Source organism: Plantactinospora sp. CA-294935, from assembly GCF_050936445.1.
Taxonomy (GTDB): Bacteria; Actinomycetota; Actinomycetes; order Mycobacteriales; family Micromonosporaceae; genus Plantactinospora.
This window is the reverse complement of the sequence record NZ_JBNJMU010000001.1, coordinates 10,371,481-10,394,874: the sequence shown is the minus strand read 5'-3', so window position 1 is coordinate 10,394,874 and position 23,394 is coordinate 10,371,481. Positions and strand designations below refer to the sequence as shown.

At 71.4% G+C, this 23,394-nt stretch carries 19 protein-coding genes; 12 read left to right on the top strand and 7 right to left on the bottom strand.

The annotated features are described in order from the left end of the window. Positions 1 to 72: 72 nt before the first annotated feature. Positions 73 to 1,206, top strand: coding sequence for a 23S rRNA (adenine(2503)-C(2))-methyltransferase RlmN (rlmN, locus tag ACQEVC_RS45005; protein WP_432890808.1), 1,134 nt, complete (start codon positions 73 to 75; stop codon positions 1,204 to 1,206). Positions 1,207 to 1,308: 102 nt separating this feature from the next. Then, a complete protein-coding gene (locus ACQEVC_RS45000; protein WP_432890806.1) occupies positions 1,309 to 2,688 on the top strand; it encodes a DivIVA domain-containing protein in 1,380 nt (459 codons plus the stop codon). A 189-nt stretch (positions 2,689 to 2,877) separates the two neighbouring features. On the opposite strand, the gene ACQEVC_RS44995 is transcribed toward ACQEVC_RS45000, so the two are convergent. Further along, the gene (locus tag ACQEVC_RS44995; protein ID WP_432890803.1) at positions 2,878 to 3,102 is read right to left on the bottom strand and encodes a hypothetical protein; all 225 of its coding nucleotides are present in this window, start codon (positions 3,100 to 3,102) and stop codon (positions 2,878 to 2,880) included. A gap of 301 nt (positions 3,103 to 3,403) precedes the next feature. On the opposite strand from ACQEVC_RS44995, the gene ACQEVC_RS44990 reads away from it, so the two are divergent. Further along, positions 3,404 to 4,996, top strand: coding sequence for a Rieske 2Fe-2S domain-containing protein (locus ACQEVC_RS44990; protein ID WP_432890801.1), 1,593 nt, complete (start codon positions 3,404 to 3,406; stop codon positions 4,994 to 4,996). 103 nt (positions 4,997 to 5,099) lie between these two features. On the opposite strand, the gene ACQEVC_RS44985 is transcribed toward ACQEVC_RS44990, so the two are convergent. Then, on the bottom strand, positions 5,100 to 6,713 hold the full coding sequence (locus ACQEVC_RS44985; protein ID WP_432890798.1) for a phytoene desaturase family protein: 1,614 nt from the start codon (positions 6,711 to 6,713) through the stop codon (positions 5,100 to 5,102). Between the two features lie 328 nt (positions 6,714 to 7,041). On the opposite strand from ACQEVC_RS44985, the gene ACQEVC_RS44980 reads away from it, so the two are divergent. From ACQEVC_RS44980 to ispG, 9 genes are all read left to right on the top strand, one after another. After that, the gene (locus ACQEVC_RS44980) at positions 7,042 to 8,265 is read left to right on the top strand and encodes a macrolide family glycosyltransferase (protein ID WP_432890795.1); all 1,224 of its coding nucleotides are present in this window, start codon (positions 7,042 to 7,044) and stop codon (positions 8,263 to 8,265) included. 3 nt (positions 8,266 to 8,268) lie between these two features. After that, positions 8,269 to 8,760 (top strand): hypothetical protein, encoded by a 492-nt coding sequence (locus tag ACQEVC_RS44975; RefSeq protein WP_432890792.1) that lies wholly within the window; start codon positions 8,269 to 8,271, stop codon positions 8,758 to 8,760. Beyond that, positions 8,757 to 9,701, top strand: a complete 945-nt coding sequence (locus tag ACQEVC_RS44970) for a hypothetical protein (RefSeq protein WP_432890789.1) — start codon at positions 8,757 to 8,759, stop codon at positions 9,699 to 9,701. The genes ACQEVC_RS44975 and ACQEVC_RS44970 overlap by 4 nt, the downstream gene beginning before the upstream one ends. Before the next feature lie 133 nt (positions 9,702 to 9,834). After that, complete coding sequence (locus ACQEVC_RS44965) at positions 9,835 to 12,042, top strand: MMPL family transporter (protein ID WP_432890786.1); 2,208 nt, start codon at positions 9,835 to 9,837, stop codon at positions 12,040 to 12,042. Positions 12,043 to 12,156: 114 nt separating this feature from the next. Next, entirely contained in the window at positions 12,157 to 12,699 is a 543-nt protein-coding gene (locus ACQEVC_RS44960) for a GNAT family N-acetyltransferase (RefSeq protein ID WP_432890783.1), read from the top strand. Positions 12,700 to 12,747: 48 nt separating this feature from the next. Beyond that, positions 12,748 to 13,353: a hypothetical protein gene (locus ACQEVC_RS44955; RefSeq protein ID WP_432890780.1), complete on the top strand. Its 606-nt coding sequence runs from the start codon at positions 12,748 to 12,750 to the stop codon at positions 13,351 to 13,353. A gap of 76 nt (positions 13,354 to 13,429) precedes the next feature. Continuing rightward, positions 13,430 to 14,641 (top strand): 1-deoxy-D-xylulose-5-phosphate reductoisomerase, encoded by a 1,212-nt coding sequence (gene dxr / locus ACQEVC_RS44950; RefSeq protein WP_432890778.1) that lies wholly within the window; start codon positions 13,430 to 13,432, stop codon positions 14,639 to 14,641. Then, positions 14,641 to 15,882: a M50 family metallopeptidase gene (locus ACQEVC_RS44945; RefSeq protein WP_432890775.1), complete on the top strand. Its 1,242-nt coding sequence runs from the start codon at positions 14,641 to 14,643 to the stop codon at positions 15,880 to 15,882. The genes dxr and ACQEVC_RS44945 overlap by 1 nt, the downstream gene beginning before the upstream one ends. A gap of 7 nt (positions 15,883 to 15,889) precedes the next feature. After that, on the top strand, positions 15,890 to 17,062 hold the full coding sequence (ispG, locus tag ACQEVC_RS44940) for a flavodoxin-dependent (E)-4-hydroxy-3-methylbut-2-enyl-diphosphate synthase (RefSeq protein ID WP_432890772.1): 1,173 nt from the start codon (positions 15,890 to 15,892) through the stop codon (positions 17,060 to 17,062). Between the two features lie 121 nt (positions 17,063 to 17,183). Here ispG and ACQEVC_RS44935 read toward each other — a convergent pair whose 3' ends face one another. From ACQEVC_RS44935 to ACQEVC_RS44915, 5 genes are all read right to left on the bottom strand, one after another. Further along, positions 17,184 to 17,756, bottom strand: a complete 573-nt coding sequence (locus tag ACQEVC_RS44935; protein ID WP_432890769.1) for a PadR family transcriptional regulator — start codon at positions 17,754 to 17,756, stop codon at positions 17,184 to 17,186. Positions 17,757 to 17,921: 165 nt separating this feature from the next. Next, a complete protein-coding gene (locus ACQEVC_RS44930) occupies positions 17,922 to 20,006 on the bottom strand; it encodes a CotH kinase family protein (protein WP_432890766.1) in 2,085 nt (694 codons plus the stop codon). Between the two features lie 2 nt (positions 20,007 to 20,008). Further along, entirely contained in the window at positions 20,009 to 20,872 is an 864-nt protein-coding gene (locus ACQEVC_RS44925) for a polyphosphate polymerase domain-containing protein (RefSeq protein ID WP_432890763.1), read from the bottom strand. Beyond that, positions 20,869 to 21,471: a DUF4956 domain-containing protein gene (locus tag ACQEVC_RS44920; RefSeq protein ID WP_432890760.1), complete on the bottom strand. Its 603-nt coding sequence runs from the start codon at positions 21,469 to 21,471 to the stop codon at positions 20,869 to 20,871. The genes ACQEVC_RS44925 and ACQEVC_RS44920 overlap by 4 nt, the downstream gene beginning before the upstream one ends. Positions 21,472 to 21,717: 246 nt before the next feature. After that, the gene (locus tag ACQEVC_RS44915; protein WP_432890757.1) at positions 21,718 to 23,307 is read right to left on the bottom strand and encodes a glycoside hydrolase family 53 protein; all 1,590 of its coding nucleotides are present in this window, start codon (positions 23,305 to 23,307) and stop codon (positions 21,718 to 21,720) included. Positions 23,308 to 23,394 lie beyond the last annotated feature (87 nt).

Genomic DNA, 23,394 nt, shown 5'->3' with positions numbered 1-23,394 from the left:
GCGGGCCTGGTCACGGGGTCGGCACCTCCGGCCAGGTGCGTTGTCGCGCCGACGTGGGAGACTGGACGGGCCATGACGAGCCTGCCCTTGATCCAGATCGCGCCGGACGACCCGACCGGGTCTACGTCGCGTCGCGCGGCGATGCCGCCCCGACACCTCGCCGACCTCGACCTTCCCGGACGGAAGGCGGCCGTCACCGAGCTGGGGGAGCCCGCTTTCCGGGCCCGGCAGATCTCCACGCACTACTTCGGCCGGCTGGTCCGTGACCCGGCGCGGATGACCGACCTGCCCGCCGGCGCCCGGGACCGGATCGCGGCCGAGTTGCTGCCGAACCTGCTCACCCCGGTACGCGAGGTCGCCACCGACGACGGCGCGACCCGCAAGGCGTTGTGGCGGCTACACGACGGATCGCTGGTGGAGAGCGTGCTGATGGGTTACCCGGACCGGGTCACCGTCTGCATCTCCAGCCAGGCCGGCTGCGGCATGGCCTGCCCGTTCTGCGCCACCGGTCAGGCCGGGCTGACCCGTAACCTCTCCACCGCCGAGATCGTGGACCAGGCCGTGTACCTCGCCGGGGTGGCCGCGTCCGGCGCGATCGCCGGTTCCCCGTCCCGGCTGTCCCACGTGGTCTTCATGGGCATGGGCGAGCCGCTGGCCAACTACGCCCGGGTGGTGGCCGCCGTCCGGCGGTTGACCGCGCCCGCCCCGGAGGGGCTCGGCCTCTCGCAGCGGCACATCACCGTCTCCACCGTCGGTCTGGTCCCCGCGATGCGCCGGCTGGCCGACGAGGGACTGTCGGTGACTCTTGCGTTGTCGCTGCATGCGCCCGATGATGAGCTGCGCGACGAACTGGTTCCGGTCAACCAGCGGTGGAAGGTTGCCGAGGTGCTGGACGCCGCATGGCACTACGCGGAGCGTACGGGGCGTCGCGTGTCCATTGAATACGCGATGATCAGAGATGTGAACGACCAGCCGTGGCGTGCCGACATCCTCGGTCGGTTGCTGGCGGGTCGACTGACCCACGTGAACCTCATCCCGCTCAACCCGACTCCGGGGAGCCGCTGGGACGCGAGCCCGAAGCCGGTAGAGCGGGAGTTCGTCCGGCGGCTCCGCGCGGCCGGTGTCTCGACGACTGTTCGGGACACCCGGGGGCGCGAGATCGACGGGGCGTGCGGCCAGCTGGCCGCCGCGGCGGTGACGCAGTGAGCGACAGGGTCAACAGGCTTAGTAGTGCCGCTTGCGGCGCCGACGCGCGTGGCGGGGCGGCGGCGTGAGCGAGCGAAGCGAGCGAGCGAACCAGGAGACATAGTGGCGAGTCAGGGTCAGCGTTTCCGGCGCAAGGCGCTCCGGCGGGGCTACAAGGTCGATGAGGTGGACACGTTCCTGGATCGTGTCGAGGCCACGCTCGCCGGTGAGCCGCTGGGCGCGCCCGTCGCCTCCCAGGAGGTGCACGACGTCGTCTTCCGGGTGCGCTTCGGTGGGTACGACGAGTGGCAGGTGGACCTGCACCTCGACCGGGTGGAGCGGCAGATCGCCGAGCTGGAGGAGCGTGGCGGCGGTCGGGGCGGGGATCCGCGGCTCGCCGACCGGGGGGCCCCGGACCGGATGGGTCCGCCTGACCGGATGGGACCTCCGGACCGGATGGGTCCGCCCGACCGGATGGGTCCGCCCGACCGGATGGGACCTCCGGACCGGATGGGTCCGCCGGAGCGGATGGGGCCCCCGATGCGCGACGACCGGGGTCTACCACCCGGCCAGCTTCCGCCGCGGCCGATGCCGGCCCAGGCCGGTCCGCCCAACGACCCCTACGGCCAGTACGACGAGCCGACCGGCACCTTCGGCGGCCAGCGGGGCGGCTTCGATCCGCAGCGCGGCGGGATGGAGCCGCAGCGGAGTGGTTTCGATCCGCAGCAGCGCGGCGGCTTCGAGCCCCAGCGCGGCGGTTTCGAGCCCCAGCGGGGTGGGTTCGATCCGCCGCGGGGTGGGATGGAGCCACCGCCGCGCGGTGGCGGTTTCGAGCCCCAGCGGGGTGGGTTCGATCCACCGCGGGGTGGGATGGAGCCACCCCAACGCGGTGGCGGTTTCGATCCGCAGCGCGGTGGTCCGCCCGATCCGCAGCGGGGCGGCTTCGAGCCGCAGCGGGGCGGGTTCGACCCGCAGCGCGGCCCGGGGGCACCGCTTCCGCCGCGTACGCCGGGCGGCCCGGGCGCTCCGGGGGCGCCGCCCGGCGGGTTCGGGGCGAACGAGCGCTTCGACGGGTTCGACGCGGGGCGGCCGAGCCGGGCGGACATGACGGCCGAGATACGGATGCCGGACCGGGACCTTCGTGGTCCCGGGCGTGGCATGGGCGACGCCCTGCCGCCGATGCCCGGGTCGGCCGGTGGGCCACCGATGGGAGGCCCACCGGTAGGCGGTCCGCCGCCGATGGGTCCACCCGGTAGCGAGATGGCCCGGATCGACCACATCCGGCGCTCCTTCCAGGTACGCCGGTTCGGCAGTGGCTACGACCCGGACCAGGTCGACCGGTTGTTCGAGGGGATCCTCGGCAGCATGGCAGGGCGGGGCCCGATGCCGGTCAACCCTGCCGACCTCGACACCACCCGGTTCGGACTGGTCCCTGGCGGCTACTTCGAGGCCGAGGTCGACGCCGCGCTCAAGGAGGTCAAGGACCTGCTGCTCGGCCAGTGACACGAGCAGCGCCGTCACACACCCCGGCCCGGTCGCGCATCCGGCCCCGCCCCGGGGCCGGATGAAACCGCGGCCGGCATCGATCAGCGCCGGCCGCCACCCGGCCCAGGTCGAGGCCGGGTCTTCCGAGCCTTCCGGGCAGCCCGCCCCGGCGTCGCGTCGAGGGTCAGGAACGCCGACGGTCGAGGGTCAGGAACGCAGGCCGTTGCGGCGCAGGATCGCGTCGCCGACGACGGCGAGGACCAGGGCGGCGGCGATCGAACCGAGCCAGATCTTCGCGATGCCGCTGACCTCGTTGTTGTTGAACATCATCAGCACCAGCGCCGCCGCGGAGAGGATCGCGCCGATCTGGCCCGCCCTGCGGTGCCCCGGCTTGTGTTGGTCGGGTGACGTCACAGGCTCGCTTCCAGCCACTTTCCGGTCCTTTCCTCACGATCGGATCCTGGTAAGTCTGGCATGTGCCGCCCGGCGTACGGCGCACGGGCCGGGCCTTCCGCCGCAGCCGGCTCTGCCCGGTACAGCGTCCCGGCGCTGCCCGACGCCACGCTCCGGAGCGGCCTGACGCCCCCGCTCGAAGCTCCGTGCTGGGCAGGGCTTCGGCGCGATCGGGTGGCGCAACCCGGCGTCGCGGGTCGGCCGGTACGGGGCCTCCGGTAGCGTTTGGGCGTACACCTGTGATCGCCTGTGGCGAGGGACGAGATAGGGGGACCGTGCGGTGCGGTTGACCGGTACGGGACACGCGAGCATGCGGATCGACACCGGTGCGGGCAGCATCCTGTGCGACCCGTGGGTCAACCCGGCCTACTTCGCCTCATGGTTCCCTTTCCCGGACAATTCACAGCTCGACTGGGAGAGCCTCGGCGACGTCGACTACCTCTACGTCTCGCACCTGCACCGGGACCACTTCGACGCGGCGCACCTCACGCGCTTCGTCTCGAAGAAGGCGACCGTCCTGCTGCCGGAGTACCCCACCTCCGAGCTGGAGGACGAGCTGCGGGAACTCGGCTTCACCAGCTTCCTGAAGACGAAGAGCGAGGAGGTCGTCGAGCTGGACGGCGGCCTCAAGGTGATGATCCAGGCGCTGACCAGCCCCACCGACGGCCCGATCGGCGACTCCTCGCTCTGGGTGGAGTACGACGGGGTACGGCTGCTGAACCAGAACGACGCCCGCCCGACCGATCTCGGCGTCTTCGCCGAGTTGGGGCACGTGCACGCGCACCTGCTCCAGTTCTCCGGCGCGATCTGGTATCCGATGGTCTACGAGCTGCCCAGCGCCGCGAAGACCGCGTTCGGCAAGCAGAAACGGGACCGGCAGATGGACCGGACCATCCGCTACATCGACGACCTCAAGGCGTCCTGGGTGTTCCCGATCGCTGGCCCGCCGTGCTTCCTCGACGACGAGCTGTGGCAGTTCAACGACATCCACGGCGACGAGGGGAACATCTTCCCCGACCAGCAGGTCTTCCTCGACCACTACACCGGGCTCGGCTACGACAACGGGGTGATCCTGCTTCCCGGCAGCGTCTCCGAGATCAGCACGGACACCGTGCACACCACCCACCCGGTGCCGGACGTGCGGGAGTTCTTCGCGCGCAAGGAGGAGCACCTGCGGGAGTACCAGGAGCGCTCCCGGCCGGTGATCGAGGCGGCGAAGGCCTCCTGGCGGCATCCGGAGATCGACGTACTGGCCGAGATGAAGCGCCGGATCGAGCCACTGCTGGACGAGTCGATCTATCTCGCCAAGGGGGTCGGCGGGCCGGTCCGGTTCGACCTGGTCGGCTACGACGGCGAGTCGGTCGAATCCATCCTGGTGGACTTCCCGGGCAAGGAGGTCCGGCCGTACGCGGACGAGAAGGTCCGCTACCGGTTCCGTACCGAGCGGGCGCTGGTCGAGCACCTGCTGCACATCGAAGAGGTGGACTGGGTCAACTCGCTCTTCCTCTCCTGCCGGTTCTCGGCGGCGCGGATCGGTCAGTACAACGAGTTCGTCTACGCCTTCTTCAAGTGCCTCTCCGAGGAGCGCCTCCAGTACGCCGAGGGCTGGTACGACGAGCACGAGCGGGCCACCGACGCCGAGGACATCACCCTCGGCGACTGGGTGGTGCAGCGGCGCTGCCCGCACCTGAAGGCGGACCTGACCCGGTTCGGCATCGTCGAGGACAACCAGCTCACCTGCCAGTTGCACGGCTGGCGGTTCGACCTGGCCAGCGGGCGCTGCCTGACCAGCGTCGGGCACTCGATCCGGGCGCACCGGGTCGGCGAGACCCCGGCGACCGCGACCGCCGCCGAGTCCGAGACCGCAGGCTGAACCCGACCTCCACCCGGGCCGGAGTCCGCGGGCCCGAGACGGGTCCGGGACGGTGGAGTCTGCCGCCCGGAGGCGGGTCCGGGACGGTGGAGTCCGCCGGAACTCAGGCGGCCGGGCCGAGTCGACCGAGGTCGGTGAGGATGCGGCGAGCCGCGTTGTGCCCGGCCGCGCCGATCACACTGCCGGCGGGGTGGCACCCGGCACTGCCGGCGTAGAGCCCGTCGATCCCGGTGGCGTACGGCATCCGGTCGGTGAACGAGACGGTGTTGTCGACGTGGTGGATGTGCCCGCCGGTGATCCCGAAGTGCGCCTCGATGCCGGGTGGGGTCAGCGGCACGGCGTCGGCGACCAGCCCGGTGGTGCCGGGGGCGTACCGGTCGCAGATCTCCAGCAGCCGGGCCACGTATCCGGGCAGCAACTCGTCCCAGGAGCCGCCGGTCGGGGCGTACGGGACGGACTGCACGAAGAGCGCCGACGAGTGGTGTCCGGCCGGGTCCTTCAGCGACGGGTCGACGGTGGTGTGCAGGTACCACTCGATGGTCGGCTCGTCCGGCAGCCGCCCGGCCCGCACGTCCGCCCACATGCCGCGCAGCGCCGCCATCGGCGAGTCGCCGGCCGAGCCGGGCGGCAGCGCCGCGGAGCCGGGCAGCAGGTGGATGGTGGCGCCGAACGGGCTCGGCGCCCCCTCGGGCAGGCAGGAGAAGTCCGGCAGCCCGGCGAGCGCCAGGTTGACCTTGAGGGTGGTGCCGGTGCGCCGGACCGCCGCCATCCGTTCGGTGAGCGCGGCCGGCAGCGCGCCGTCGGGCACCAGCTCCATCAGCCGGTACGGGTCACCGGCGCCGAGCACCACCCCGGCGGCGACGCTCCGCCCGTCGTCGAGTACGACTCCGCTGGCGGCGCCGCCGTCCACGGTGATCGCGGCGACCGGGGTACCGCTGAACAGCCTCGCCCCGGCGGACCGGGCGGCGTCGGCGAAGGTGCGGCTGACCGTACCCATCCCACCGGCCACGATCATCCAGGTGCCGCCCGCCCCGGGCAGCCGGCACATGTTGTGGGCCAGGAAGTTGTAGCCGGTACCCGGGTCGTCCGGCCCGGCGTTCAGCCCGGAGAGGCCGTCGGTGACCGCGTACATCGAGACCAGCAGTTCGGAGCGGAAGTCGAACCGGGCGAGGTAGTCGGCGACCGAGCCGCGTACCAGGTCGACGAAGACCTGGCGCAGTGCGGGCCGGATGTAGCGGTCGGCGGTCTCCGGCACGGGCAGCGGCTCGGCCAGCCAGGCCGGCGCCAGGTCGTCGCGGAGCGCGGCGAGTTCGGCCTGCATCGCGTCGTCGGCCGCCACGTCGGCCCGGGAGAAGAACCGTTCCATCTGCTGCCGGGTCGCCTCCCGGTCCGCGCCGAAGAGCAGGTACGGCGAGCCGGGCCCGCCCGGGGTGGGCAGGAAGTAGTGCGGGTCCCGGCGCAGCACCGGCAGCTTCACGTCGAGCAGCCGGATCAGCTCCGGCGGCATCAGGCCGAGCAGGTACGAGCCGGTGGAGTGCCGCAGCTGCGGCACCTTGGGGAACGGGTTCTCGGTGCGGGCGGCTCCGCCGAGCGTGTCGGCGGCCTCCAGCACCACCACGTCGAGGCCGGCCCGGGCCAGCAGGATCGCGGAAACCAGGCCGTTGTGGCCGGCGCCGACGATCACGACGTCGGCGCGGGAGGGTAGCTCGGCGGTCATGCTCGGGAAGCCTAGTTCGGTTGGGCCGCCCCGGTGCGGGCTTGGCCGTTGCCGGTGCGCGGCTACCGGCGTCGTGTCGGACGGGCATGCCCGGCCTGTTCGGCGAGCTGGCATACGTCTTGACCTCACGATCGGCGAGCAGGCCGGACACGAACCCGGTCGCGGTGCGACGCGGCTCGACCCGCTCGAACCTGGCCCCCAGAACCCGGCGAGTACCTTGTCCACGGCACTATGCCATCCGGCAGCGTCTACGCTGTGACCGAGAAAGGCGGATCGTGATCGTTACAGGTTGCCGGGCGCTGACCCCATTCCTGTCCGGGGTCGGGCGATGAGCACAGTCGCATTCCTCAACATCGCCATGCATGGGCACATCAACCCGACGCTGCCGGTCGTGGCCGAGCTTGTTCGTCGCGGCCACTCCGTCACCTACCACACGACGCCTGCCTACGCCGAGGAGATCGCGGCTACCGGCGCGCGAGTGCTCCTCTACTCCGGGGATGACCAACCCCTCTCCGGCCCGCCGACGCCGGTCACGGTGATGGAGCAGCTTGCCCGCACCGCCGTACGCGTGCTGCCCGCCGTCCTCACCGATCTGCGCGGCGCCCGGCCCGACCTGATCGTGCACGACTCCCTCTGCTTGTGGGGGCCGGTGGCAGCCCGGGAACTCGACGTGCCGGCAGCGTCGTCGTTTACCACCTTCGCGTTCAACCGGCACGTGCCCAGCCCCACCCACGGCTCCTGGGAGCTGCTCGCCGCGGCGGCGGCCCTGCCCCGCCAGGCCGGGGGGTACCTGAAGTCCCGCTGGGAGCTGCGCCGCCGGTACGACACGCGTGAGGTGCCCCTGGTCGACCTGGCGAACATCCGTCAGCCGCTCAACCTGGTCTACACCTCGCGAGCGTTCCACCCCGAGGTCGACAGTTTCGACTACTCCTACCGGTTCGTCGGACCGAGCATCGGTGCCCGCCCAGTTGACTCATCGTTTCCGGTCGAGCGGCTGCTGGCCCCGGTGCTCTACGCCTCGCTCGGTACGGTGTTCGGTGCCGACACGCGGCTGCTGCGCAGCTTCGCCGACGCGCTCGCCCCGCTGGGTGGCACCGTGATCGTCTCCACCGGACCCACCGATCCCGCCGCGCTCGGCCCGCTGCCGGCCAACGTGATCGCCGACCGCTCCGTACCGCAGCCGGAGGTGCTGTCCCGCGCAGCGCTGTTCATCACCCACGGCGGGGTGAACAGCGTCAACGAGGCCCTGTACGCGGGCGTCCCGATGCTGGTGGTCCCGCAGGGCGCTGACCAGTCGCTGGTGGCCTCCCGCGTCGTCGAACTCGGTGCCGGCCTCGCGATCCGCACCGAGGACGTCAACGTGGAGGTCGTGCGCGCCCTCGCCCAACGTCTGCTCGACGAGCCCCGGTTCCGGGCCGCCGCGAGCACCCTTCAGGTCGCCCAGCGTCAGGCAGGCGGCTATTCGCGCGCCGCCGACGAACTCGAGCGCTATCTGCGGCAGACCGGCCCGTTGACTGAGCCGGACTCTGCGGATCTGCCACCGCGGGGCTGACCGATGTCCCCTGTCGTTGCCATCCTGCTGCTGTTCGCCGGGCTGTCCGAGGCCGTCGGGCGTCTCCTGCCCGTGGTGGCACGCCTGTCTGGCGTGTCGCACACCAGGGTGGTCGGGATGGTGCTGGGCGGCGCCGTGGTCGACGGCGCGGTATTCGCGCTCTGGCCACTGTCCGCTTGGACCCTTGCCGAACTCGTGCTGTCTACCTCACCGGCCGACGAGGCTGCGCTGGTCTGGACACCAGGCCTGGCCGCCCCGCTGTTGCTTGCCGCAGTCCTCGCGTTCCCGCTGCTCGGGCCGCTACTTCACCTGGTCCTCATGGTGGGCGTGGGGGCCGGCCTCGCCACCGCGCTCGCCTCGGTGGCCGGGCTCGGCTGGTGGGACGCCGCCGGCTGCGTAGCCGTCGCGGGAATCGGGCTCGGCGTCGCCGTCGAGGGTATTCGCCGCCTGGTCGTGAGGCTCAACACGACAAGAGCACCGGAGCCGCTCACATGATGGAGTTTGCGCTTCTGCTGCTGCTCGGTGGGGTCGGACCGGTCCTGCTCGCCGAAGCTCTGCTCGCCCGCTACGAGGTGCTGGTCTATGCCGCAGGCTGGCGGACCCCCACCAACGTACGCCCCAAGGGCATGCCCCCCGCCCGAGGCGCGGATGCGGACCGCCCCCCGGACGCCTACCTGGTCTATCTGGACGGTATCGGGAAACGCCGCTTCCACGACACCCGCGACGGCGGCCGACTGGTCAAGTCCCTGATCGACGGAGCGCCGGAGCTCAGGGTGCTGGGCCAGGTGCAGCCGTACTCCCCGCTGGCCCTTCCGCTCGCCGACCGGCCGGTGTGGAACTGGCTGCGCCGCCACATCGGTCTGGTGCTGTTCCTGCACAACGTGATGCAGACCTTCGTCGCCGCCGACCGCCGGTACCGACCCCTGTACAACCGCGCCGTCGGCTCGCAGATCGCCACTCAGCTCCGGTTCGCCGGTTATCGGCCTGACAGTGGTATCCCCGTGGTTATGCTCAGTTACAGCGGCGGTGCCCAGGTCGCCACCGGCGCGGTGGCGGAACTGTGGTCCCAACTGCGCCCCCCGCTATGGCTGATCACTCTCGGCGGGTTCCACAACGGCGCCAACGACATCAGCCGCGCCCAGCACCTCGACCGGCTCACGAGTACTGGCGACCGGATCGAGCGAGTCGGCACCTGGATGTTCCCGCAGCGGTGGCGGCTGTTCCGCTGGAGCGGATGGAACCGGGCTCACCGCGATGGGAAGATCACGGTGCACCGGCTCGACCCGGCCACCCACGTCGGTCCGCGCAGCTACATCAGCCCGCAGGCCCGGCTCCCCGATGGTCGCAGTCACCTCGACCGGACCGCCGACACCGTGATCGCGCTGATCCGGGGTCGCCTCAGCGTGACTGCGGAAACCGACGGTCCACTGCCATGAACGGCTTGACCATTGCGCGTGGCACGAACCAGTCGTCGGACATGGCCACGATCGTCGATCTCCACCAGGGCCCACCGGCTATCTGAAACCCTTATGCACCAGGGTCTAACGGCTGACGGGGGGAGACGAGACGATGTTCGCGTGGTGGGGTAGGGCGGTGGTCCGGCTCCGGTGGGCGGTGCTCGGCGCCGGTCTGCTGCTGGTCGCGGTCGGGGCGACCTGGGGGACCGGGGTGTTCGGCTCGCTGACCGGCGGGGGCTTCGAGGACCCGGACAGCGAGTCGGTCCGCACCGACCAGCGGATCAGCGCCGAACTCGGCAACCAGGGCGCGGACCTGCTCGTCCTCTACTCCAGCCCGAGCAGCACCGCCGACCAGCCGGCGTTCCGGGACCCGGTCACCGGCACGCTCGACCGACTGCGTCAACATCCCGAGGTCGCCAGGGTGACGAGCTGGTACGACAGCCAGGCCCCGGCGCTGCTCTCGACGGACCGGCACGCCACGTACGCGGCGGTGCAGTTGCGGGCGACCGACCCGGACGAGCAGTCCGAGGCGTACCGGGAACTGCGGCCGACCCTGGACGCCCCCGGGATCACCACCGAGGTCGGCGGTACGGTCGCCTTCCTGGCCGAGGCGAACGAACAGACCACCGAGGACATCGCCCGGGCGGAGACGCTCTCCCTGCCGGTGCTGCTGGTGCTGCTGGTCCTGATCTTTCGTGGGCTGGTCGCCGCCGCGACGCCGTTGCTGGTCGGCGGGCTGGCCATCCTCGGCGCGTTCGTCGCCGTCCGGCTGCTCGGCATGGTCACCGACGTCTCCGTCTTCGCCATCAACATCATCACGTTGATCGGCCTCGGCATGGCCGTCGACTACGCCCTCTTCATCGTCAGCCGGTTCCGGGAGGAACTCGCCGCCGGCCATCCGAGCACCGCGGCGCTCCGGCGCACCATGAGCACCGCCGGCCGGACCGTGATGGTCTCCGGGCTCACCATCGCGACCGCGCTGGCCAGCCTGCTGATCTTTCCGCAGTCGTTCCTCCGCTCGATGGGGCTGGGCGGAATCGCCGCGGTCCTGGTCGCGATGCTCGCCTCGCTGACCGTGCTGCCGGCCCTGCTCGCGGTGCTCGGAACGCGGGTCAACGCACTCGCCGTACGCCTGCCGTGGCGGCGTCGCCCGGACACGGCCGGCGCGGTCGGTACCGTCGGTACGGCGGGCGTCGGCGGCTCCGGTGCCTGGGCCCGGCTGGCCCGCAGCGTGATGCGCCGACCGGTGCTCTACCTGCTGGGTGTGGTCGCGGTGCTGGCGGTCCTCGCCGCCCCCTCGGTCCGGATGGAGGCCGGCGGCTTCGACGAGCGGGTACTGCCGGCCGACGCGGTGCCTCGGATGGTGGCCGAGCGGATCGAGTCGGACTTCCCGGGCGGCAGCGTCGGCCCGGTCGAGGTACTCGTCTCCGGCGCCTCCGCCGCCGAGACGCAGCGGTTCGCCGCCGAGCTGACCCGGGTCACCGGGGTGACCGGGGTGCAGGTGACCGCGAACCGGGGCGATTCCACGCTGCTGTCGGTGACCTATCCCGGCGAGCCGACCGGCCCGGTGGCGGAGCGGGTGGTACGGCTGGTCCGGGACATCCCGGCACCGGCCGGCGCGGAGGTGCTGGTCGGCGGGCGGCCCGCCTTCGACGTGGACCTGCTGGACAGCCTCACCTCGCGGCTGCCATGGATGGCCCTGATCATGGCGTCGGCAACCCTGGTGCTGCTCTTCCTCGCCTTCGGGTCGGTGCTGCTGCCGATCAAGGCGGTGCTGATGAACCTGGTCTCGATCGGCGCGTCGTTCGGCGTGGTGGTCTGGATCTTCCAGGACGGGCACCTCGCCGACTGGCTCGACTTCACCCCGACCGGCTTCATCGAACCGAGCAACCCGATCCTGATGCTGGCGGTGCTCTTCGGGCTCGCCACCGACTACGAGGTCTTCCTGCTCTCCCGGGTACGCGAGGAGTGGGACCGGACCGGCGACAACACCGCCTCGGTGACCGCCGGGCTCCAGTACACCGGCCGGATCATCACCGCCGCCGCGCTGCTGCTGATCGTCGTGGTGGCCGGGTTCGCCACCGGTGGGGTGGTCTTCGTCAAGCTGATCGGGGTCGGGATGATCGTGGCGATCGTGGTCGACGCGACGCTGGTGCGGGCGCTGCTGGTACCGGCCACGATGCGGCTGCTGGGCCGGTGGAACTGGTGGGCGCCGGGTCCACTGGCCCGGGTCTACCGCCGGTACGGCATCCGCGAGTCACCGGCCGACCCCGCCGCCGAGCCCGGGGCCTGGGCAGCGGTCGAGACCGGCCGGCGCTGAGCACGGGCCGGGCCTCGATGTCGGGCCGGACGATCTCGGCGAGGTCAAGGCCGGTGCCGGGGTGCGGCGCAAATGGCTGGCCGGCCGGGCACGGGGTGACTAACATCCGGCCGCGTGGCGATCTACGAGACCGAGCGGCTGGTGGTCCGCGACTGGACGCTGGAGCCCGACGACCTGGCCCGGGTCTTCGACACGTACTCCCGGCCCGAGGTGGTGCGGTTCCTCAACGCGCCCACCCTCCCGCTCCGTGAGCCGGCCGGCGCCGCCGAGACGGTACGCCGGTGGCACGTCCGCAACGCCGAGTTCGGCGCCGGGTACGGCATCTGGGCGATGCAGCGCCGGGACGACGGCCGGGTGGTCGGCACGGTGATGCTGAAGCCGCTGCCCGGACGGGACGAGCGGAAACTCACCGACGACATCGAGGTCGGCTGGCACCTGCACCCCGACTCGTGGGGGCACGGCTACGCCACCGAGGCGGCCCGGGGCGCGGTCGAGCGCGGCTTCGCGGCCGGGGTTCCGGAGATCTACGCCGTGGTGGCCCCCGGCAACGAGGCGTCGATGGCGGTCGCCCGGCGGATCGGCATGACCTCCGTCGGCCGGCGCACCGACTGGTACGGCGGCGAGGAGTTGGAGACCTTCCGGCTGGCCCGGCCGTAGCCGTCCGGGCGGCCCGTAGCCGGTCGTCGGAGGCGGTAGTGTCCCGCCGTGCACATCGAATACACCATGGTGCGGGACGCGGCGTACGCCCGGAGTCTCTTCGCCGCCACCCTGCGGCGTAACCGGATCGCCACCGGTCTGCTCGGTGCCGTGATGTCTGCGGCCGGGGTGTCGACCTACCGGTTGGACCAGTTCTCGGCCACGATCGGCGGCTCGGTCCTGCTCGGCCTGGGACTCTGTTGGATGATCAAGTCCGTCATCCTGACCCGCCAGGTGGTGGCCCGGCTGCCCCCGTCCTGGTTCGGCGCCCGGACTGTGCTGCTCACCGACGAGGAACTGGCCTGGGACTCGGGCTCGTCCCGCGGGGCGCTGCGCTGGGAGCTGATCGCCAGGGCCCGGAGCTATCCGTTCGGTTTCGTCGTCTGGCAGGCCGGCGGGTTGGCGAACTGGGACATCCCGCGCGACGGGCTGACCCCGGCGCAGGAGGCGGAGCTGACCGGCTTCCTGGCCCGGCGCGGCCTGCTGTCGGGCGGGACGGCCGGTTCCGGTCCGGCCGGCCCGGACAGCTCCGCGCCGGCCGCCGATCCGGACCCGGTCGCCGATCCGGACCCGGTCGCCGCGCCGGCCGGCACCGTCCGGCGGCCGGTTCCGTGAGTACGCCGACCGGCTGGGCTCCGGCCGGCCGGGCACTCCCAGCGGACGTCCAGGACCGGTCAGGGAGAATGGCCGGGTGACTTCTCCGCGTGAGGTCGTCCTGCTCGGCTCGACCGGCTCGATCGGTACCCAGGCGATCGACATAGTCCGACGCAACCCGGACCGGTTCCGGGTGGTCGCGCTCGGCGCCGGCGGCGGCAACGTGGCCCAGCTCGCAGCCCAGGCGCTGGAACTCGGGGTGGAGGCGGTCGGGGTCGCCAAGGCATCCGCCGCGCAGGACCTGCAACTCGCCTTCTACGCGGAGGCGGCCCGGCAGGGCTATCCCTCCGGCGGCTTCCGGATTCCCAAGATCGTCGCGGGTCCCTCCGCCATGGCCGAGCTGGCGCAGTGGCCGTGCGACATCGTGCTCAACGGTGTCGTCGGTTCACTCGGGCTGGCGCCCACCCTGGCGGCGCTGCGCGCCGGGCGTACCCTCGCGCTGGCCAACAAGGAGTCGCTGGTGGCCGGCGGGCCGGTGGTCCGCGCCGCCCTCCAACGACCGGACCAGATCGTGCCGGTCGACTCCGAGCACTCGGCGCTGGCCCAGTGCCTGCGCGGCGGTAGCCGCGCCGAGGTGCGCCGGCTGATCCTCACCGCCAGCGGCGGACCGTTCCGGGGCCGGCGGCGGGACGAGCTGACCCGGGTGACGCCGGAGCAGGCGCTGGCCCATCCCACCTGGAACATGGGGCCGGTGGTCACGATCAACTGCGCCAACCTGGTGAACAAGGCGCTGGAGGTGATCGAGACCCACGAGCTGTTCGGCGTGCCGTACGACCAGATCGACGTGGTGGTGCACCCGCAGTCGGTCATCCACTCGATGGTCGAGTTCGTCGACGGCTCGACGCTGGCCCAGGCCAGCCCGCCGGACATGCGGCTGCCGATCGCGCTCGCCCTCGGCTGGCCGGACCGGGTCGCCGGGGCCACGCCCGCGGTCGACTGGACGGCGGCGCAGAGCTGGGGCTTCGAACCGTTGGACGAGGCGGCGTTCCCGGCCGTACGCCTGGCCAAGCAGGCCGGTGCGGCAGGCCGCTGCCGCCCGGCGATCTACAACGCGGCCAACGAGGAGTGCGTCGCCGCCTTCCTGGCCGGCCGGCTGCCGTTCCTCGGCATTGTCGACACGTTGGAGCGGGTGTTGGAGGCGGCCCCGGATTTTGCCGAACCGGGTAACGTCGAGGAGGTGCTCGCCGCCGAGTCCTGGGCGCGGGCGCGCGCCCAGGAGATCATCGCGGAAGCGGTGGAAGGAGCCTGATGCTGTATCTGCTCGGGGTGGTGGCGTTCGCCCTGGGGATCCTGATCTCGGTGAGCCTGCACGAGGCCGGGCACATGCTCGTGGCCAAGCGGTTCGGGATGAAGGTCACCCGCTACTTCGTCGGCTTCGGCCCCACCATCTGGTCGTTCCGGCGGGGTGAGACCGAGTACGGCCTCAAGGCGATCCCGCTGGGCGGCTTCTGCAAGATCGTCGGCATGACGCCGCAGGACGACGACGTCGACCCGGCGGACGAGCCCCGGGTGATGTGGCGGTACCCGCTCTGGAAGCGGACCGCGGTGATGGCCGCCGGCTCGGTGGCGCACTTCACCCTCGCCATCGTGACCCTCTGGTTCGCCGCGATCTTCATGGGGCTGCCCAACCCCGACTACCCGACCAACACCGCCGAGATCCGCAACGAGCCGGCCCGGATCGAGCTGGCGCCCTGTGTGGTCCGGGAGAACGCGGCCCGGGCCTGTCAGCCCGGCGACCCGGCGAGCCCGGCGGCCCAGGCCAACCTGCGCAGCGGCGACGTGATCACCGCGATCGGCGCCACCCCGGTGGCCAACTGGGGCCAGATGCTGGACGCCGTGCGGGCGACCAAGCCGGGACCGGTGGACGTGACGTTCCTGCGGGACGGCACGACCCAGACCGCACAGGTCAACCTGGCCGAGGTGCAGCGTCCGCCGCAGGACCAGGCGGACGGTCCGGCCGGCCCGGTCTCGGCCCTCGGCGTCGGGCTCGGCACTCCGCCGACCGTCACCTACAGCCCGATCGGCGCCTTCGGCGCCACCGCCGACTTCACCGGCGAGATGGCGGTCAACACCGCCAAGGCGATCCAGCGGATCCCGCAGAAGATCCCGGCCCTCTGGGCGGCGATCACCGGCGAGGAGCGCGACATCGACACCCCGATCAGTGTGGTCGGGGCGAGCCGGCTCGGCGGCGAGGCGGTCCAGCACGGCCTCTGGGAGGTCTTCGTCCTCCTCTTCATCTCGCTGAACTTCTTCATCGGCGTCTTCAACCTGCTTCCGCTGCTGCCGATGGACGGCGGGCACATCGCCATCGCCTGGTTCGAACGGGTCCGGTCCTGGCTCTTCGCCCGGCTCGGCAAGCCCGACCCCGGGCGGGTCGACTACTTCAAGCTGATGCCCGTAACGTACGCTTTGATCCTGATCGGCGGCGCGTTTACGCTGCTCACCATCACCGCCGACGTGGTCAATCCGATAACCCTGATCCAGAGGTGAAGAAAGAGTGACCGCCGTCAGCCTCGGCATGCCCGCCGTACCGCCGCCACCGCTGGCGACCCGGCGGGTCAGCCGACAGATCAAGGTCGGTTCGGTACTGGTCGGGGGCGGCGCGCCGGTGTCGGTGCAGTCGATGACCACCACGTTGACCGCCGACATCAACTCGACGCTCCAGCAGATCGCCGAACTGACCGCCTCCGGTTGCCAGATCGTCCGGGTGGCGGTGCCGTCCCAGGACGACGTGGAGGCGCTGCCGGCGATCGCGAAGAAGTCGCAGATCCCGGTGATCGCCGACATCCACTTCCAGCCGAAGTACGTCTTCGCGGCGATCGACGCCGGCTGCGCGGCGGTACGGGTGAACCCGGGCAACATCCGGCAGTTCGACGACAAGGTCAAGGAGATCGCGGCGGCGGCCTCGGCGGCCGGGGTACCGATCCGGATCGGGGTCAACGCGGGCTCGCTGGACAAGCGCCTGCTGGCGAAGTACGGCAAGGCCACCGCCGAGGCACTGGTCGAGTCGGCGCTCTGGGAGTGCTCGCTCTTCGAGGAGCACGGCTTCCGGGACATCAAGATCTCGGTGAAGCACAACGACCCGGTGGTGATGATCCGGGCGTACCGGCAGCTCGCCGAGCAGTGCGACTATCCGTTGCACCTCGGGGTGACCGAGGCGGGGCCGGCGTTCCAGGGCACCATCAAGTCGGCGGTGGCCTTCGGCGCGCTGCTCGCGGAGGGGATCGGCGACACCATCCGGGTCTCGCTCTCCGCGCCCCCGGTCGAGGAGATCAAGGTGGGCGCCGCCATCCTGGAGTCGCTGGGGCTGCGCGAGCGCGGCCTGGAGATCGTCTCCTGCCCGTCCTGCGGCCGGGCCCAGGTCGACGTCTACAAGCTGGCCGAGGAGGTCACCGCGGGTCTGGAAGGGCTGCCGGTGCCGCTGCGGGTGGCGGTAATGGGCTGCGTGGTCAACGGTCCCGGTGAGGCGCGGGAGGCGGATCTCGGGGTGGCCTCCGGCAACGGTAAGGGGCAGATCTTCGTCAAGGGCCAGGTGATCAAGACTGTGCCCGAGGGTCAGATCGTGGAGACCCTGATCGAGGAGGCAGTCCGGCTCGCCGACGAAATGGGTGCCGAGCTGCCCGAGGAGCTGCGCGACCTGGTCGTCAAGCCCACCGTCACGGTGCACTGACCGCCGCCCCGGGGACCGGCCCGGTGGTCCGGGTCGCCTGCGGCAGGGGATGAGACGCGCCGGGCGCGGCGCACGACCGACCGACCCGGTCCGGTCACCGGCGCACGGCGGCCTACTCCGGCTACTCCGACTCGGCGAGGATGGCGTACAGCTTGCGCCGGGTCTCGTCGAGCACCTGGGCGGCCCGCTCACGCTGGTCGTCGGTACCGGTCATCATGACCTGGCGCAGTGCGTTCATCGCCTGGAAGCCGGCCTCCCGGATGTCGTGCCAGCTGTTGATGGTGTCCTGGGCGAACTCGGCCCACGGCGGCTGTGCGGCCGCCTGTGCGGCCTCCTCCTGCCCGGCCTCGGTGAGCCCGAAGCGGCGCCGCCCGCCGCCCGACTCGGTGCTGCCGGCGATCAGGCCCTCGTCCTCCAGGAGTTGCAGGGTCGGGTAGATCGAACCCGGGCTCGGCCGCCAGGCACCGCCGGTGCGCGAGTCCAGCTCCTGGATCATCTCGTAGCCGTGCATCGGCCGCTCGGTCAGCAGCGCCAAGACCGCGGCGCGGACGTTCGGTCGGCGTCCGCGGCCACCACCGCGTCCCCGGCCGCCACCTCGGCCATGTCCGTGGCCATGTCCGTGACCCGGCGGCGGGAAGCCGAAGCCCCGCATCCGGGCTTCCTGCATCGCGTAGAACCCTCGGTGAAAACCCATCTGGGCCTCCTTCTGACTGTCGCTGATAGCTCAACGATATATCGGAAAACTATCGGCGACAACGCATCGGCCTGGTTGTCGATTCCTGCGCGTGATCCAGATCACGCTGCCGGCGCCGACCAGAGGCCGGCGCCGGCAGGAGTGCGCACCAGGGGTGGCGGGCGGTCAGGACGCCGTACAGGTGGGGGTGGGCAGGCTGTTGGTGCCGTTCCAGGTACCGAGGAACCCGAAGGTCGTACTGGCCCCGGCGCCGAGCGTCCCGTTGTGCGGGGCGTTGGTCGCCGTCACCGCCGTACCGCTGCTGGTGACGGTCGCCTCCCAGGACTGGTTGACCGTCTGGCCGTTGGCGTACGTCCAGTCGACCCGCCAGCCGGTGATCGGGGCCGCCCCGGCGGTGACCCGTACGCTGGCCTGGAATCCGCCGGTCCACTGGCCGACGACGCTGTAGGCAGCCGTACACGTCCGGCCCGATGCCGGTGGGGTGGTGGCCGGCGGGGTCGGCGGCCTGGTGGTGGCCGGCGGGTTGGTCGGCCCGCCGGAGCCCCAGCCGCCGGTGGTGTCCAGCCACGCCGCCCGCTGGAACATCCAGTCCCGCATGAACTGCACCTGTCCCTGCCAGGTGGGCGAGGTCGGGGTGACGAACGGGCCGAGCATCCGGGTGCTGAGGTTCGGCCAGCGCTGGAAGTTGCGTTGCGCGGCGGCGGTCAGCGGGGCGGTCAGCCGGTCGATCCGGGCCTGGAGCTGGGCGTTGGAGAGCACCTCCTGGCGGAGCTGCTGCCAGCGGGCCCGGACCCGGTCGACGAAGGCCGGGTCCTGGAGCAGCCGTTGGAACCAGTCGTTCGCGCTCGGGCTGCGAGTCTGCTGGTGCTGCCAGCCGGCGATCTGGTCGTTCTGGAAGAAACCGCCCACCCCGAAGGTCAGGTCGAAGTCCCAGAGCGGGCCCGCGACGATCTTGCCGTCCCGGTCCTTGTGGAAGTACGCGCTCCGCAGATACGCGTCCATGCCGCGGCCCAGCTCGTTGATGATGAGCTGGTCGACGAAGGAGTCGACGTCGATGAAGGACGGGTAACCGGTCACCGGATCGGCGAAGCCGGGACTGCGCAACAGGTCGTGGAACTGCTGGATGTGCTGGCGCAGCCAGTCGGCCTGCGCCGGTTGCAGCGGGTCGGGGTCGACCACCTCCAGGTAGTGCCAGCAGGTCGCGTCGGCGCCCTGGCAGGGCAGGGTCGGCTCCTCGGCCGCCATCCACTCGAACTTGAAGATGTATCCGCCGGTCAGCTTGGGCAGCGTGACGTCCTCCTCGTCGAGCTGCTTCAGGTCGAGCCGGTTCTTCGAGTTCTTGATGGTCTCCATGATCAGATAGACCCCGAGGTAGTCGGTCGCCGCCACCGGCTGCGCGTCGGTGTTCACGTACACCTCGGCGAAGGCGAAGCGCGGGGCGTGCAGGCCCATGTCCTGGCCGAGGCCGTGCATGAAGGCGTCCCGGATCAGCGCCTTGTCGGAGTACGGCCCGCGCAGCACCCAGTCGGAGTCGGCCGGCATGCCCAGCAGCGGCAGGTCGGCGTCGTCGTCGGCGTTGTCCCGCAGCTCCAGCCGGTACGGCGTCTTCGGGAACATCGCACTGGAGTTCCCGCGCAGGTGGAAGCCGCCCCGGGTGACCAGGCTCGGTGCGGCGGACAGCGAGGTCGCCCCGTTCACCGGCGAGAACTGCATGACGGCGGTGTCGACGTACTCGCGCCCCGGAGCGCCGGCACCGTACGCGTCCAGCAGCAGGACCGGCAGGTCGTGGCTGGTGTTCACCGCCCGGGCGACGTACATGGCGGTGCCGGGTGCGCCGGTGGGAGCGCCGTTCAGGTACGCCTGGGCCCGGAGCTGCGTGGTGCGGGTGAACCTCAGCGGTGTGCCGGAGTACACCGGCGAGCTGGCGCCGGGTGGCTGGCCGTCGGTGGAGTATCGGACCTCCGCCCCGCTCACCGTGCTGCCCAGCGCGACCGAGACCTCGCCCTGGAAGGTGCCGCTCGGCACCGAGAAGGTGATGTCACCGGTCGGGTCCGCCTGGGCCTCCGCCGCCGCGTCGGTGGAGCCGTGCACCGGTCCGGCGGCCGCCCCGCCGCCGTTCTGGGCCGCCGTGCCCTGGGCGACCGAGACCGGACGGTCGGGCCCGTCGTCCCGCCCCGGGGCGGGGCCGGCCGCCGGACCCATCGCCGCGGCGACCAGGACGCCCGCCAGGTAGTAGCCGAGTGCGCGCATTCCTACTCCGTTCCAGAGCTGTTCGGGGGACGGACCGCGCTCGCCACGAGGCTGAGACCGGATCGGTCGACGTCGAAATGGGACCGGTGGCCGTCGGTGGCCCCGGTGAAGGCGAAGTGCCGGCGCAGGGTGCGGCGCCAGGGCGCCGACGGCAGGTCCGGCCGGAGCGCGGCCAGCCCGGTGGCGTACTTGGAGATCCTGACCGGCCGGTGGCCCCGCGCCCAGAGCAGGCGGTCCACGCAGGACGCGGTCGAACCGGTCTTGGTCTCGACCACCGCCAGCCCCGGTAGCTGGAGCGGGCCGGTGTCGCCCTCCCAGGTCAGCTCGGTGTCGATGGTCACCCGGCTCACCGTGGCGGCGAGGAAGAGTGTGCTGCGCCGGTATCGCGTGACGAGGACCGGGGCGAAGACCCGGCCGCCGACCTCGATCGACTCCCTCGCGAGTACGTCGTCGACGAACTCCCGCCCGAGGGTGAGGTTCCGCTCGTGGTCCGGCCGGTACGGCAGCCGGTCCTTCACGGTGTTGCCCCTGCGGCCGCGCGTCTTCACCTCGAGCCAGCACTCCGCCGAGTCGAGATAGGTCCGGGTGCGTACCTTGAACCGGCGGCGCCGGCGCTGGGCGGTGAGCAGATAGCTGGTCAGTTCCGGGGTGTCGAAGTAGACCGAGCGGTAGTTGAAGCAGCGGCGTCCGTCGATCTCCAGGGCCAGGGTGTCCAGGTCGAGCTGGGCGACGACGGCCCGTGCCTCGGTGACCGGCAGCACGTACTTGCGGTCCACCCGGGTCTGCAACGCCGCGCGTTCGGTGAGTTCGTCCAGTCCGATCGGTTTCAGGTGTGCGGGCGGGGCGCAGTCGACGGCGATGGTCATCGCGGCACCCCACCGGTGGCCACCGGGACGTTCCGGACCGCTTGCCGCACCGAGGGGTGCGAGTACCGTACGTCCACCAGGGTGGTGTCGTTGACCAGGTCGAGGCGCTGGACGCTGGCCGAGTGCACCCGGGCGCCGAGCTTCTGTTCGAGATAGGCGACCAGCGCGACGTGGTCGGTGATGGCCGAGTCGAGGAACATGCTCTGCCGCCGGTAGTTGCGGAACAGCCGGGGGTGGTCGCCGACGAACATCACCACGAGGATCAGGGCCATCATGGTCGGGACCTGCCACGCCGGACCGCCGCCGAGGGCGGAGAGGATGCCGAGCGCCAGCGCCGAGAAGTAGTACGCCACCTCGTGCTGGTCGAGCTCGGTGGAGCGGAGCCGGATGATGGAGAGCACCCCGAAGAGCGCCAGACCGAGACCCAGACCGGTACCGGCGCTGCTGGTGCTGAGCGAACTCGCCACCGCCATTACCCCGATGTTGACGCCGAGGTACGCGGCGACCAGGTCTCGGCGTCGGTGGCGTGGGAAGTAGAGCCCGAACACGAGCAGGATCACTGCGACGATGTCCGCCGCAAAGAGGGCGAGTTGGGGCATGGGTCCTGTCCTCCTGGATATCATCCGGTGGCCGGTGGGTAAACGGACGCCGACTACCAGGTTACATCGAAAGACATCGATCCCTAGCGCTCGCCATCGCTAACAGCTTGTAACAGGTTTTATTTACGGCTGTCTATCTTATGTGCGGCGGTGTGCGCCACCGACGACGGCGGCTCCCGCCCGGTGATCCGGGCGGGAGCCGCCACAGGTGTGCACACCGGCCCGGCCGGGCCGGTGTGCCTCGCGTCACACCGAGCCGAAGACCGCCAGCCCCGGCAGCGCGCGGTCGCCGTAGTCGAAGAGCGCCTGGTTCTCCCAGCCGTTGCCCGAGGACGGGTTGGTCGGATCCCAGCCGTTGCCGGGCACCGCCGTCCAGGTGGGCTCCCAGTAGAAGACGCCGAGGCCCCGCCCGTTCGGCACCGAGCGGACCACGTCGAACACCGCCCGCAGCGCGTCGGCCTGGCCCTGCGGAGTGGCCGGATAGCCGCCGGCGGACTGCAACGAGGAGTTGAAGATGTTCGGCTCGCTGTCGTCGGCGTTCAGGGTGAAGCCGTACGCGGTCTCGGCGACCACCACCGGCCGGCCGTACCGGGAGGCCAGGTCGTTCAGGTTGGCCTGGAGACTGGCCAGCGAGCCGTGCCAGTAGAGGTAGTGCGACACCCCGATCACGTCGAACGGCACTCCCCGCGAAGTGGCCTGGTCGAACCACCAACGGTGCTGCGAGTTGTTGCCGCCCTCGGCCAGGTGCAGCATCACCTGGGTCGAGCTGTTCACCGCCTTCACCGCGTTGCTGCCGGCGGTGAGCAGGGCGGCCAGGTTGGTCCAGTTGTTACTGCGCCCGTCCGGCCAGAGCATGCCGTCGTTGATCTCGTTGCCGACCTGCACCATGTCGGCCGTCGTACCCTGCGCCTTCAGTGCGTTCAGCACGTCGTACGTGTGGTTGTAGACCGCGTCCCGGAGCTGGGTGAAGCTGTAGCCGCTCCAGGCGGCGGGCTTGTTCTGCTTGCCCGGGTCGGCCCAGCTGTCCGAGTAGTGGAAGTCGACCAGCAGCCGCATCCCCTGCGCCTTGATCCGGCTGGCCATGGTCAGCACCCGGGCCCGGTTGTTGTAGCCGTCGGCCGGGTTGACCCAGACCTTCAGCCGGGCGTAGTTGACCCCGTTGCTGGTGAGCAGTTGCAGCGGTTCCCGCTGGGTGCCGGCGGCGTCCCGGTAGACGCCGCCCCGGTCCTGGCTCTTGAGCAGGGTGGAGATGTCGACACCGCGGATCGAGATGCTGCCACCCGGATTGCCGGTGCCACCGCCGGTGAACTCGACGTCGTCCACGTTGATCCAGTTTCCGGCCCGGGCGTCGGAGACCACCACGGCGGTGCACTGCCCGCTGCTGACCTGGGCGGTCACCGAGATCTGGGTCCAGTTCGACGCGGTCGGGATGGTGACCCGCTGCTCGGCGCCGCCGCAGTTGCGCAGCGCCAGGTACGCCGCGACCTGGCCGCCGCCGGAGCGGACCCAGGCCCGCAACGTGTACGACCCGGCGCCGAGCCCGGTGAGCTGCTGGTAGGTCTCGACCCGGTAGGCGCCGGAGGCCCAGTGCGCCAACTGGTAGTTGCCGGACCGCCCGCCGGCCTCGGTGAAGCTGGCGCTCTGCTGCCCGGAGCTGGACGACTCGGACCAGCCCGCCGGGCTCTGGCCGGCGCCGGACGACTCGAAGCCCGGGTTGGTGATGGTGGCGGCGGCGAAGACGGGGCTCGGGGCGGGGCCGGCGACCAGACCGGCGGCGAGCAGTACGGCGCCGAGAGCGGCGGCTGCCGTACGGAGCGGATGGGACGGACCGCTCATGGGGATTCCTTCCGTCGAGGGGATGGGTGGCCGGCGTACCCGCGCTGGTACGCCGGCCAGCCAGGTCGGTCGCCGTTCCGCCTGGCG

What these genes read in the sequence shown, in the direction of transcription:
- rlmN (WP_432890808.1), top strand. Translation starts at nt 73, where the DNA reads ATGACGAGCCTGCCCTTGATCCAGATCGCGCCGGACGACCCGACCGGG.
- ACQEVC_RS44985 (WP_432890798.1), bottom strand. Translation starts at nt 6,713, where the DNA reads ATGACCGCCGAGCTACCCTCCCGCGCCGACGTCGTGATCGTCGGCGCC.
- ACQEVC_RS44980 (WP_432890795.1), top strand. Translation starts at nt 7,042, where the DNA reads ATGAGCACAGTCGCATTCCTCAACATCGCCATGCATGGGCACATCAAC.
- ACQEVC_RS44975 (WP_432890792.1), top strand. Translation starts at nt 8,269, where the DNA reads ATGTCCCCTGTCGTTGCCATCCTGCTGCTGTTCGCCGGGCTGTCCGAG.
- ACQEVC_RS44970 (WP_432890789.1), top strand. Translation starts at nt 8,757, where the DNA reads ATGATGGAGTTTGCGCTTCTGCTGCTGCTCGGTGGGGTCGGACCGGTC.
- ACQEVC_RS44965 (WP_432890786.1), top strand. Translation starts at nt 9,835, where the DNA reads ATGTTCGCGTGGTGGGGTAGGGCGGTGGTCCGGCTCCGGTGGGCGGTG.
- ACQEVC_RS44945 (WP_432890775.1), top strand. Translation starts at nt 14,641, where the DNA reads ATGCTGTATCTGCTCGGGGTGGTGGCGTTCGCCCTGGGGATCCTGATC.
- ACQEVC_RS44935 (WP_432890769.1), bottom strand. Translation starts at nt 17,756, where the DNA reads ATGGGTTTTCACCGAGGGTTCTACGCGATGCAGGAAGCCCGGATGCGG.
- ACQEVC_RS44930 (WP_432890766.1), bottom strand. Translation starts at nt 20,006, where the DNA reads ATGCGCGCACTCGGCTACTACCTGGCGGGCGTCCTGGTCGCCGCGGCG.
- ACQEVC_RS44925 (WP_432890763.1), bottom strand. Translation starts at nt 20,872, where the DNA reads ATGACCATCGCCGTCGACTGCGCCCCGCCCGCACACCTGAAACCGATC.
- ACQEVC_RS44920 (WP_432890760.1), bottom strand. Translation starts at nt 21,471, where the DNA reads ATGCCCCAACTCGCCCTCTTTGCGGCGGACATCGTCGCAGTGATCCTG.
- ACQEVC_RS44915 (WP_432890757.1), bottom strand. Translation starts at nt 23,307, where the DNA reads ATGAGCGGTCCGTCCCATCCGCTCCGTACGGCAGCCGCCGCTCTCGGC.